Annotated in this window: 7 protein-coding genes and 1 pseudogene; 1 reads left to right on the forward strand and 7 read right to left on the reverse strand. The window is 71.5% G+C overall.

What is annotated here, in order from left to right; all coding sequences use genetic code 11:
- Positions 1-41: 41 nt before the first annotated feature.
- On the reverse strand, positions 42-428 hold the full coding sequence (locus QEG98_RS23565; RefSeq protein WP_316562904.1) for a VOC family protein: 387 nt from the start codon (positions 426-428) through the stop codon (positions 42-44).
- 12 nt (positions 429-440) lie between these two features.
- On the opposite strand from QEG98_RS23565, the gene QEG98_RS23570 reads away from it, so the two are divergent.
- Complete coding sequence (locus QEG98_RS23570; protein WP_316567950.1) at positions 441-1,829, forward strand: response regulator; 1,389 nt, start codon at positions 441-443, stop codon at positions 1,827-1,829.
- On the opposite strand, the gene QEG98_RS23575 is transcribed toward QEG98_RS23570, so the two are convergent.
- The 6 genes and pseudogenes from QEG98_RS23575 to QEG98_RS23600 form a co-directional block, all read right to left on the reverse strand.
- Positions 1,813-2,514, reverse strand: a complete 702-nt coding sequence (locus tag QEG98_RS23575; protein WP_316562905.1) for a hypothetical protein — start codon at positions 2,512-2,514, stop codon at positions 1,813-1,815. The two genes, QEG98_RS23570 and QEG98_RS23575, sit on opposite strands and share 17 nt — an antisense overlap.
- A complete protein-coding gene (locus QEG98_RS23580) occupies positions 2,508-4,931 on the reverse strand; it encodes a hypothetical protein (protein WP_316562906.1) in 2,424 nt (807 codons plus the stop codon). The genes QEG98_RS23575 and QEG98_RS23580 overlap by 7 nt, the downstream gene beginning before the upstream one ends.
- Before the next feature lie 9 nt (positions 4,932-4,940).
- Positions 4,941-8,536: pseudogene (locus QEG98_RS23585) on the reverse strand (flagellar motor protein).
- Positions 8,533-10,434, reverse strand: a complete 1,902-nt coding sequence (locus QEG98_RS23590; RefSeq protein ID WP_316562907.1) for a hypothetical protein — start codon at positions 10,432-10,434, stop codon at positions 8,533-8,535. The pseudogene QEG98_RS23585 and the gene QEG98_RS23590 overlap by 4 nt, the downstream one beginning before the upstream one ends.
- 36 nt (positions 10,435-10,470) lie before the next feature.
- Positions 10,471-10,719 (reverse strand): hypothetical protein, encoded by a 249-nt coding sequence (locus tag QEG98_RS23595; protein ID WP_316562908.1) that lies wholly within the window; start codon positions 10,717-10,719, stop codon positions 10,471-10,473.
- On the reverse strand, positions 10,671-12,131 hold the full coding sequence (locus QEG98_RS23600; protein WP_316562909.1) for a hypothetical protein: 1,461 nt from the start codon (positions 12,129-12,131) through the stop codon (positions 10,671-10,673). Before QEG98_RS23600 ends, QEG98_RS23595 begins: the two co-directional genes overlap by 49 nt.
- Positions 12,132-12,133: the final 2 nt, after the last annotated feature.

The following is a 12,133-nucleotide window of genomic DNA, read 5'->3' on the forward strand; positions in this document are numbered from 1 at the left end:
TCCCGCTCCGCAAGCACACCCGCACCCGTGGGACGGTGCGTCTAGTCCTCCGGGTGATGACTGAGCGCCACGCGGTTGCCTTCGGGGTCCCGGACGTACACCGACCACCGCGTCTCATGCTCCAGCGGCACCCCCGCGCGGGTGAAGGTGTCGACCACGCCCGCCCGAGCGGCCTTCGGAATCCGGAACGCCAGCATCAGGAGGCCCGGCGCCTCGTGGCGGAACGGCGTGGAGACGGGCTCGCCGCCCGCCGCCTCGATGGCCAGGAAGCCGCCCCCAGGCACGCCCACCCAGATGCTCCGCAGGGAGCCGTCCTGTCGGAGATGACGGGTCAACTCCGGAAAGCCCAGCAGGTCTCTGTAGAAGCCGGTGACACACTCGATGTCCCGCGCCTGGATGGCCACGTGGTGGAAGCCCTGAACGTCCATGACGCGGATGCTATGGTCTGCGCGCCCATGGCGCGACTGCTCATCGTCGAAGACAACCACGAGCTGGCCTCCCTCATCGTCGCCCTGGCGCAAAGCCGGGGACACGACGCGAAAGCCGCGGCCACCGGCGAGGCCGCGCTGGAGGCGCTCGGCCCCGGACAACACTGGGACGCGGCCCTGGTGGACCTGCTGCTCCCGGACATCCGGGGCAGCGAGGTGCTGGCCGCGCTGCGTGCCCATGGCATCCCCGCCATCGCCGTCAGCGGTGTGTACAAAGGGGACCGTTTCGCGCAGGAGGCCGTGCAGGTCCACGGCGCCCGGACCTTCTTCGAGAAGCCGTTCGAGCTCATCACCGTCATGGAGGCCCTGGAGCAGGCCGGTGGCGTTGCACCTCAACCCCGCGCTCCCCCGCCCATCGCGGAGAGCGTGCTGCTGGACGAGCTGCTCGATACCGAGGACCTCATCGTGCTGGAAGAGTTCCCCCCTGAGCCCAGCGACGCCGCCGAGCCCCTGCAGGTCGTCCCCAGTACCGACCCGTTGCCAGAGCCCGCGGACACGGAGCACGCCCTCCCCCTGCCCTTCGGCAGGCGCGAGCAGGTCTGGAGCGAAAGCACCGCGCCTTCGACTCCGCCGCCGCCCAAGCGCGCGCTGCCCGACTGGTCCCTGGGAGGCGTCCTGGAGGACGCCACCGTCGCGCGGCTGCTCAACGCCTATTACGAGGCCCGCCACCACGGCGAGCTGAAGCTTCAGCAGGGCCAGGTGCTCAAGGTCGTCTACTTCGAGTCCGGCCGCGTCGTGTACGCCGCGTCCAACCTCGCCGCCGAGCGCTTCGGCCGCTTCTGCATCCGCCAGGGCGTGCTGCCCGAGGCCCGGCTCGCTGAGGTCGCCGCCTTCGCGAAGGAGCACGGTCTGCGCACCGGCGAGGCCATGCTGCGCATGGGCCTGATGGACGCGGCCCAACGAGAGCAGCTGCTGGTGGAGCAGGTGAAGGAGATCATCTGGTCCACCTTCACGTGGAAGGAAGGCGGCTACGGCTTCAGTGCCATGCGCCCCCGCCGCACGGACCTGGTGAAGCTGTCCGTCTTCCCCGGTGACCTGGTGCTGGAGGGCGTGGCGAAGACGGAGACGCTGGTGACGCTGCGTCGGCACATGCCGCGTTCGCGCCGGCTGTTCCCCACCGCCGATGCGCCCTATGGCCTGCACGAGCTGAAGCTCGAAGGGGCTCAGGCCCTGGTGCTGGCGTATGCGGACGGCAGCAAGACGGTGGAGGATCTGCTCGCCCTCACCGACCTGCCGGAGCGGCAGACGCTGGCCACGCTGCGGGGACTGGAGCTCCTCGGGGTACTGGAGGAGCGGCCCGACACGCCGAGCCGCCGTCACCGCATCAGCTTCGGGCTGTAAGCGCCGCCCTACTTCCGGCGGCGCAGCACCCGCGCCAGCGCCGCCAGCCCGAAGACGGCCGCGCCCGAACCCCTCCCGAGCAGCCGCATCCCGACGTCGGAGGCGGCACCGCGGCATCCCCCGAAACGGGCACGCCGTTGAGGGTCATCTCCCCGCCCAGCCGCGGCGTGGACAGCAGCGGCGAGCGGCCCACGTACGTCAGCGTCTGCGTCCCCTGCGCAGGCAGCCGGATGTCCTCCACCCGGAAGCCACCGTCCACCGCCCGCGCCTCCACCGCGACGCCGTCCAGCTTCACGCTGCCGGGCACCCACTCCAGCCCGTCCACGTTCTCCAGGTAGTGGAGGCCGCCGACCTCGCACGTGGAGGTGTTCCGCAGCTCCACCACCACGCCCACCAGCCCCTTCTCCGACGCCGTGGGCGACTCCATCGTGTGACGCACGTCCACGAAGCGCTCGGAGGTAATCGGCAGCACGTAATCCGTGGTCGCGGTGTTGCTGCCGCCCGCGTCGGCGAGGACGCGCAGGGTGATGGACTGGCCCACCAGGGCCTCCAGCCCCGTCTCTTGCGTGCTCACCGTGACGCGCGGGCCCGCCAGGGAGACCTCTGACAGCGCGGGCCCCGCCACCTGGGACCAGGAGATGGCCACGTCGCCGCAGGCATCGGCCGGAATCGTCTGCGTCAGCATGGCGCTCGCGCCTTCGCCACAACGTGCCACCAGCCCCCGGCTTCGAGCGCTCCCAGCCGCGCCGGCAGGGGCTGGTTGGAAATCTCCGCCTGGGCACGGCCGCCCTCTCGCACCGGCCCCTCACTGTCATCGAAGAGCTCGCCGCGCACGCGGTAGGACTCGACGGTGCAGGAGCGCGGGAGCGCGGGGCGCCACGTCCCGGGTACCGGCACCACCGCCGAGTCCAGCGCCTCGCCGCCCAGGGTCTCCAGGAACATCCGCGCCTTCAGCGAGCGCGCGTCCACGCAGTTCAGCGACGTGTCCAGGGCGATGTCCACGTCCCCTTCGCCCGACGGCACCACGCCCAGCTCCAGGCTGCCCGTGGCCACGTCCTCCAGGGACGGCTCCACCCGAACGCGAAGCTCGGCGTCAGCGCTGTCCTGCGTGCCACCGCCGGTGACGGGAATGCGATTCCTGGCGGTGAGGGCCAGCGTCCCGTACGCGCACTCCGCGGCCTCGACGCGCAGGCGCTCGCTCGACACCGGCGAGTGCAACGTGACAGCCGTTCCGTCCGCGGTCCTCACGGTGACACCGTCGGGAATGCCCGAACCGGAAGCGCTCAGCCGCCACTCCGTGTCCACGGTCGGCAATTCGGGCGTCCCCTCGCAGGTGTGCAGCGCATCGGGGACCACGTCCACGCTGGACCCTGGGCCCGACGTGAGCGTCCGCTCCCAGCCCGAGGCGAAGGGCACCAGCGGCCGGCCCCAGGGCGCGACGTCCACGGTGAAGATGGCGGCGGCGCTGGACGTCAGGCCGCCTTCATCCACGCCACGGACCTCGTACGCGTAGCTGGTACCCGACGCCTGGCACAGCACCTCCGGCGGCGTGAAGGTCGCCTGGGCGCCGCCATCGGTGGAGAGCAGCGGTGCGCCCGACTGTCCTGAGACGGGAGACCAGACGTAGCGCACCGCCGGACAGGCCTCGCTCGCCGGCTGCGCGGTGAACACCCGCGACGCGCCCGACGCGGTGGTCGACTCCCGTGAGGGCAACACCGTGGGCCGCGCAGGCCCTTGGGTGTTCACCACCCGGTAGGCCACCGTGGCCTGCACGTCGTGGGACGCGAGCCCGTCCGAGGCGTAGACCCGCAGGAGCCCCTCTTCGTCCTTGCAGACGGGCCGCTGCGGAACGAGCGTCACGTCGAGCTGGTCGGGGTGCTCCACGATGTTGACGCCAACCAGGTCGGCGCCCGGCGTTGACGATGCATCCACCGACACGCGCACCGCATCTAAGTCAATGTCGGTGGCGACGAACCGGGCCGTCGCCGTCCCCGTTTCGTTCACCACGATGGGCGAGGGCCCCACGTCCAGCACGGGGGCATTGGCGTTGACGTACGTCACGACGTTGAAGCTCGGCTGGTCCAGGATGAACAGGCAGAACGAGGAGCCGATGCACGACACCTCGAGCGGCGTCGCCTGCGAAGCGCCCGGAAGCGCCGAGCCCTCGAAGGCCGGGTGGACCCGCCACTGAGTCCCCGCGTTGTCCGCGCTGCTCGCGGGCACGGCCCCCAGCACCACGGGCTCCCCGCTGGGATCCACGCCCACCGCGAGGCCGAAGCCTTCGCCATGGACGCTGCCGTTGCCCGTGTTCACGTCCACCGAGGTGATGCTGACGTCGCGCATGCCGTCGGGCAACATCACGGTGGAGAAGGTCGTCCCGGCCGGGTCCAACTGTCCGCGGAACAGGCCGTCCGAATTGCCGAACAACGCGATGGGATGCGGTCCGCTTCCAGCGAAGAGGTCCACCGTGCGCGGGGATTTGCTGGTCAGGTGCGACGGCACGACCATCTGCGCCTGACGCCTGTCCCGCGTGTACCAGAGGAACTCCGTCCGGGTGACACCGGTGACACTGAAGAGCGCATGGGGCGCGCCATCCGAAGTCTCCACCACGCCCAGCACGTCCGTGGAGGACAAGAGGCCCGCGCCGGCGCTCAGCAACGTCCAGGGCGTGGGGCCTGCGAGCCCCGCTGATGCCGTCAGCAGTGAGAGTCCACCGTCAGAGAGGGCCACCGAGGCATAGCCCGTACCTGACGGGGTGTGCTTCACCCGCCGGATGCCCACCACGGTGTTCACCGGGTCCGGGGGGATGATGTTTCCAGCCGCACGGCAGTTCTGGTGACTGATGACATCACCTGGGCGCACGACGACGGCGAAGCAGCCCATCGGAGACAGGAACGTGCCGAAGACGTCGCTGTGCAGGAAGACGGCGGACTGGATGCCGTTCTCGAACAGCTCCGTCTGCGTCGAGGTGCTCACCGAGTAGCTGCCCGGAGCGAAGACGTCCACACTGCGGGCGATGCCCGGCACCTCATTCACGTCCCAGTCGGCGCGTGCCGCGGTGGCAACACCCAGGCAGAGGCTGATGATGACGAGGGGACGCACGGATTGCTCCTAGTAGGCCACTTCGGCTCGCAGGTAGAGCCGGTCCTGATTGTCCGACGAGTCGGGGGACAAACCCAAGCCGCTGAAGCCCAGGAGTGTGTACCCGGTGGCCAAGCGCAGCCGCTCATCGACCCGATAGGCGACTTCCGCACGGAGCGCGGTCAGCCGCTCGCCCTCGGGAGACGCCGTTCGCCGTGCCAGCTCTGCGCCCAGCTCCAGACCGCCCACGATTCGCACCGCGGGACGGATGGTGCCCGTCCACACCCAACGCCCCGAGTCCTCCGCCCGGGTGTGCCCTGCATGCAGACCCGCCGCCACGGAGAGCCGGTCGCCCAGGCGCACCGCCGGCAAGAGGGAGAGCGTCTGCAAGGCCCGGTCTCCGAAGGCGGACCGGACGCCGGGCAACAGCTCGCGGGTGATGCCGTAACGCGCCACCACCAGCCAGGGCCCCGGACGCCACGCCACCGCGGCGTAGCCTTCCACCAGCCGCGTCTCCAGCACGTCCGCGTTGACGGTGCGCGCGAAGTCCACCCGCCCGGAGGCCGTCACGTCCTCCAGCAACTGCGCCTGCGCGGCCAGGGCCACCACCGCTTGCAGACGGTCCACCGCGGTGGCCGCGCCTCGCTCCGGTGTGCCCTCCTCCCGGCGAAGCTCCACACGCCCATCCAGCCGAAAGCGCGCCAGGACGAGCTGCCCGAAGACACCGCCCGCCTCGCGCCGCAGCGGGCTGTCCACGTCCAACAGGCTGCGCACGCCGCGCTCGTAGCGCGCGCCCACGCTGAAACCGCCCGTCACCTGCTGCTGGAAGCCCACGGCGCGAGCCAGCCGCACGGCCGTCGCGTCGTGCGAGCCCACATCCTCCACGAAGAGCGCGGTGCCACTCTCCGGCAGCTCCGTGCGGGCACCCGTCAGCGTCCGTCCCGCGCCGAAGTCAGGGCCGTCCACGTCGACGGAGTAACCGCCGTAGAACACGTCCTGCCCCCGCCGCGACTCGACGTTGGCCCACGCCCGGGGGCCCAGCTCCGGTCCCCAGCCTCCGAACACCCCAGCGCGCGTGGTCCGGTCCACCTCGACATCCACGCCCGCGGACGTGAAGGTGTCATCGAAGCGTCCGGGCCCTTCGCCATGCAGGGCCAGGGCCTGACGGTGCGCTGCGCGAAGCTGAAGCCGCTCGAACACCCGCAGTGAGCCCGCCACGCCCGCGGAGGTGCGACCACCGAAGAGCGTGGGCCCCACGCCCGCCGCTCGCGCCGCGTTCAACCGCGAGTCACGAACCTCCGCACGCACGCCCCACCGTGCCTCTTCCCAACCAACACCCGCGGCCAGGACGCGAGCGGAGAACGGGCTGTCCACGAACGGCTCACGCGGATCGGCCGAGCTCCGCTCGTCCGCCAGCAACGTCAACCGGAGCCTGCCCAGCGGCTGGCTCACACGGATGGACGACTGCCGGAAGCGCGCCGCGTCGGTGTGTGCGCCATCGGAGAAGCCGCGCCCGCGCAGGCGGAACGCCGCGTCCACCGAGCCCTCGCCATGAAGCCCGGGACCTGACAGCTGGAGACTCACGGCCTCCGCGCCGGTGCCCACGTCCCGCCGGGGACGGATGAAGCTGAGGCCACCGTCATCCGAGACGCCGAAGAACGAAGCATCCACGGCGGTGCCACGGCTGGACGCGACTTCCGCTGCCATGCGGTAACCACCGAGCGCCGTGCTCGCGCGTCCCGTGTAGAGCGTGTACGGCCGTCCCTCCCGGCCCTCGCGTACCGCGCCCAGTCCCAGCCGAGAGCCGCGCCACTCGCCCCACACCTCACCGCCCGCCGTGTCGCCCGCGTCCGCGATGCGCAGCGCGGCGTAGTCCACCACCAGCACCGGCTCAGGTGACTCCGTGGGCGCGCTGGTCCGCAGCCAGGCTTCGCCCGCGAGGAAGGAGAGCGGACGCGCCAGGAGGATGCGGCCGGCGAAGTAGTCGATGTCGTAGTCGATGCCGCGAATGAGGTGCCGCTCGCCCAGCGGCAGGCCGGTGACGCCATCCCGCAGCTCCACGCGCACCAGCTCGGAGCCCTCCGCCACCGAGGCCGCGCCCAGGTAGTAAAGGCTTCCGCCCGTGGCGCGCAGCTCCTCGTGCGCGGGCACCGCGGACACCTGCCGCACCGGGTCCGTCAGGCTCCCGCCAAACGCCTTCACGCCCACGCGCGCCGCATCCTCGCCGGCATGAACCTCCGCGTAGGGGCCGAAAAGCGGACGGTGATAACGGCCCACTTCTCGGTCGTGAAGCTGCGCGCGGTAGGTGCCCAGGCCCGCGCGGCCGTGCTCCGCATGGCGCGCCTCAAACCGAAGACGTGCCTCCGAGGCATTGGGCGTCAGTGACACCGAGTCGTCACCCCACTCCGCGGGCGCGAGGTCCGGGTCGGCGGCGCGGTCGAAGCGCTCCGGCATGCGCGGGCGGAGCCAGTCCGGCAGGCTGGCACCGTTCAGCGTGCGGCCATCCGTGTCGCGCAGGTCCAGCTCGCCCACCAGGTCCACCGCGCCCAGCCGGAGCTCCGCGTGAGCAGAGCCGCGTCCCCGCAGCTGCACGTCGCCATTTCGCGGCGCATAGGTGGCCTCCAGGTCCAGCAGGCCCACGGCGAAGGGACGTACCGCGGCGGCAATCTCCAGCGTCTCGTCACGAGGCGGAGCATCCGGCGGCGACAGCCGCACGGGCACTGGTTGCGCCCCGGGGACAACACCACCGGGACATCCACACGGCCTTCGGGCCCCACCACGACTTCGCCCTCGGGCGTGCGGACGCGCGTCCCCACGGGCGCCTCGACCTGCACGCGGGAGGCGCCACTGGCCGCGGGCGCGTCACTGCCCGCGGGCAACTGGAGCGTGGCGAGGGGCAGCATCGGCCTGGGGGCCACCAACCAGCCGCCGTCACGCGGCACCACGTCCACGCGCTGGCGGTACAGGCGCACCATGCCCTGGGCCCCCGTGGCGGTGATGGACAGCGGGTTCTCTCCCTCGACGAGCGGCACCTGCGCCTGCCATGCGCCCTTCTCGTCCACCTGGGCTGCCACCCCCGACACGGTGACGGCGTCGCCCGCGGAGGCCTGTCCTGCGACACGGAAGTGCACGACGCCCTGCCCTGGCGCGACTTCCGCCATGGGCGGTGCCTTGCTGAAGGAGAGCCGCACGGGCGCGGCTTCCACCGTGACGCTGCGCACGGCGAAGTCCTGGAGGACGACGGCGCCCCAGGGGACTTCGACCGTCGCCGCCTCCGGGCTGACCCGGCTGGAGACCGGCAACGAGCGCGTGTCCACCTTCAACCGCTGACGCCCTGGCCGCAGGTGCAGCCCACCCACCGAATCCGGCACGCGGGCATCGACGCCGGTGATGTGGAAGCGGCCCCGCGCGTCCGTGCGGACATCGCGGCCGGTGGTGAGCACCAACCGCACGTCGGGCAGGCCCGGCTCATCCGCGCCGCACAGCCCATCACCGTCCACGTCCTGGCACACCCGGCCCGCGATGGTGGAGGCCTGCGACGGAGTGTCCTGCGACAGCGCCTGCGCCCAGGTGCTCAGCGGCACCAACATCGCGGCGGAGAACAGGCAGGCCAGCATGCGCATCATGGGCGCACCTCGGCCAACGCCGTGACGCCCGTGGCGACATCCGCGACAGAGACACTCACCGGTCCCGGCGCTCGCACGGTGAAGGAGGTGCGCCCCTCCTCCACCCGCTCTTCGGCTCGCTGACCACCCGTCAGCGAGACGAACACCTCGCGCCCCGTCAGCACCTGCCCGTTTGCATCTTCCACCCAGTACGTCACCCGCGTCCCGCTCACCGTGAGCCGCACGTTCACCGGAATCTCAGGTGCCAGTCGCACGCGTTGGGACGCGGCGGACGACACCAGCGGGCGCTCCAACGGAAACACAGGCCCATCCGGGCCCAACACGTGAACCGTCCGCGTCAGGCCCGTCCACACGCCGTGCGAAATCTCCAGCGTTCCCGGGCGCGCGGGCCCCAGGCGCACCGTGCCGTCCGTGCCCGTCGTCACCTCGCGGCCATCCACACGCAGCGGCTGTCCCGGCACCGGCAGACCCGCCAGGTCGGACACGCCCGCGTACAGCTCGCCCGCGGCCCGCCACACGGTGATGCGCGCCGGTTCATGGCCCGAAGGACCCCACGCGCGGGCGCGCAGGTCCACGTCCGTCGCGGCCCCCGTGGCCGGCGGAGCCCAGGCGCTGATGAAGTTCCCCGGCTGTCGCTCCTCCACCGGACCGAAGGTCCCCACTGGCGCGCTCAGCTCCACCGTCGCCCCCGGCCGGGGACGGTCGAAGGCATCCCGCGCCGTCACTTCCACACGCGTGCGAGCCCCGTGGTGCACCAGCGCCTCACCCACTTCGAGGCGGGTCGTCGCGACGGGCCCCTGCACCAACTCCAGCGCCGGAGACTCGCGCGAGCCGGGCCCTCGCTGAGGCCACGCAACCTCGATGCGCTCGTCGTTCACCAACTTCCGCGGCGCGGTGTAGCGCCACTCCAGCAATCCTCCCGGCGCGCGCGTGGGGCCGCGCAAGGTGCCGTGGCGGACCTGCGTCGTGACGCGCGCATCGCCCACGGGCCGGCCCATGGCATCACTGGTCGCGCAGACCAGCCGGGCCTGGGACACGCCGTCCGAGGGGAGCCGCTGCGGCTGAAGCACGCAGGCCAGGCCATCGGTGGGCGGCAGCCTCAGGTCAATGGGCATCCGCCGCACGTTGCCCACCTTGTCCACCACCCGCCCCTGCCCGATGCGATGTCCGGGCGGGACGATGATGGGCACCCGGAAGCGGCCGTCATGCCCCGCCACCGCCGGACCGAACGTCTGGCCCGCGATGTCGATGGCAATTTCGGCGTCGGGCTCCGTCGTTCCCGGCAGATTCACGGAAGCGGCCAGCGGAACGAGCACGCGCCCGTAGGCCCCATGCACCGACTGCGGACTGGGCCACGCGGAGAAGGCCACCAGGATGGCCACTTCGGGGTAACGCGTGTCCGGCAGGACGTAGCGCGCGCGATACGTGCCGGGCCCCGTCCGCTCCAGCCCTTCCACGCGGCCCACGCTCACCCGCACCACGGGAGGCGCGCCGCTGTCATCCGCGGTGCCATCCGGCCGGACCAACTGGACGGTGAGCCGCGCTTCCGTGTCCTTGCCCTTCACGGGTGCGGGTGGCTCCAGCGCCAGCCGCACCTCGGCGGCCGGTGGCCCCAGCACGTAGCGCGCCTGGGCCGCCAGTCCATCCACGCTCGCGCGGACCACGACGTCACGCGCGCCCGGACGCGGCGTCACCACGAACGTGCGCAGCGGCGGCTCCTCGGTGTCCTCTCGCAGCTCCGCGCCGTCTGCCTGCACCGAAGGCTTCCCCATCGGAACCGGACGGCCCGCCAAATCCTTGCGGACGAGCGCCACGGGGAATCCATCCGGCGCCACGGCGGACGACGGCCCGAGTATCTCGAGCGTGTCCGCCCAGGCCGGGGCACACAGCAGCAACAATCCGAAGAGGAGAAACCGGTTCAGGGCCGCGTCAGTCTACAGGGCGCGGTGGCTGTGCCGAAGCGCCTTCCGCATCCGCGCGCTCGGACGCAGCCAGCACGCCAGCAACAGGATCACCCCGGAAAGCGTCAGCGGCCCGCCGCCCGTGCTACAGCCCCGAAGCGCGGTGTCACGCACCGGCCCTTCGGGCACGAAGGTCGCCGGCGACACCGCCGAGGACGAAGATGACACCGCCTTCAGCGCACGCCCCGGAATGACGCGGGCGCCCGTGGAGGCGTCCGCCACGGGCTGACACACGGCGGGGGAGCATAGACGCGCAGCCGGAAGGCGCTGCCGGGCTTGCCGGAGATGAGCGCCGCCAGCGAGTTGTGCCCATCCAGCGGCGCGCGCGTGGCCACCAGCGGAACGCCCTGCTTGAAGCGAGACGGGTCCACCAGCTCGCGGCCGTTGATCCACACCCAGCCCGCGGTGGAGTCCTCGCCGTTGTAGCCGTTGTCCACGCACAACACGCCCTCACCCGTCCCCGCGAACCCGAGCGCCACGCCGTTGGGCTGACCACTGGTCCGTGCCACTTCCAGCGCCGCGAGCAACGGCCAGGTACCGGGCCGCGCGCAGACCGCCTCGGGGGACGGCGTGTCCACCGCCGCGAGCTTGCACCCGGGCTCATCATCCAACTTGAAGGTGAAGGCATGGACGTTGAAGTCGCCGTTCTCCGAGACGGTCCACACCACGCGCACCGTGCCGTCCGCGTCCACGCTCAAGTCGGTGAGGCTCTCGTTCTCCGGCGTCTCGGTGATGGCGTAGAGCGTCTCGGTGCTCAAGTCGTAGAGCACGATGTCGAAGTCGTTCTTCACCGGGTCCCTGCGTTCGAAGGCGATCAGCGAACCGCTGATGCTAGGATTCGCGTCCATGCCCGGCAGCGCCAGCCGCTGCTCCGTGCCGCCGTTCAGGGGCTTCCAGTAGATGTCCCGGTCCGTCACGCCATCGAGTGTCCGCGTGCTGGCGTAGACGGCGATGTCCCCGTTGGTGTCCGGCTGCGACTCCTCGCCCTCACTGCCCGTCAGCGCCTGTGAGCTGAATCCATAGGCGCTTCGCCGCGCCTGCCAGATGTCGCAACGCAGGCCCTGCTCGTCGCACTTGGCCCAGACCACCGTCGAGCCATCCGGCGACACCGCGGGCGCGCGGTCCTGGAACGTGTCATCCGTGAGCCGGGTGAGCGTGCCCTGGTCCAGGTCATACACGGCAATCTCCGGCTGCGATGTCACGCCGGTGTAGCCGAAGTCCTGCCACGCCACCGTGCGGCCGCCAATCACCGCGGAGCGCCGGCTGCTGCCCGCCTCCGGTGCCAGCTCCCGCGGCGCCGCGTCCACGGCCACGTCGAACGTGTAGATGGCGCTCGAAGTACTCACGCGCGTGAAGACGATGGTGCCGTCCGAGATGTCCGACACGAAGTCGAACGCGCCCCCATTGGGGATGGCCGCATCCGCGGAGGTCCGCAGGTCGTGGTAGCGAATCTCGCTCGTGCCGCGGGACTCGTTCGTATAGGCCACCAGCGGTCCGCTGACGTGCGGGTCCGTCTGGTCACCCGGGCCGCCGGCCACCACGTGCAGGGTGCCCGTCAGGGTGCGGAGCTCCGGTGTGGAGGCGAAGGCGAGCGGGGAAGACAGGCAGCAACTCAGGGCCAGTGTCCGCAGCATCG

The organism is Myxococcus sp. MxC21-1 (assembly GCF_032612255.1).
Classification (GTDB): Bacteria; Myxococcota; Myxococcia; order Myxococcales; family Myxococcaceae; genus Myxococcus; species Myxococcus virescens.

Bases quoted from the DNA above. Each gene is read 5' to 3' on its own strand.
- QEG98_RS23570 (WP_316567950.1), top strand. From the start codon at position 441: ATGGTCTGCGCGCCCATGGCGCGACTGCTCATCGTCGAAGACAACCAC.
- QEG98_RS23565 (WP_316562904.1), bottom strand. From the start codon at position 428: ATGGACGTTCAGGGCTTCCACCACGTGGCCATCCAGGCGCGGGACATC.
- QEG98_RS23575 (WP_316562905.1), bottom strand. From the start codon at position 2,514: ATGCTGACGCAGACGATTCCGGCCGATGCCTGCGGCGACGTGGCCATC.
- QEG98_RS23600 (WP_316562909.1), bottom strand. From the start codon at position 12,131: ATGCTGCGGACACTGGCCCTGAGTTGCTGCCTGTCTTCCCCGCTCGCC.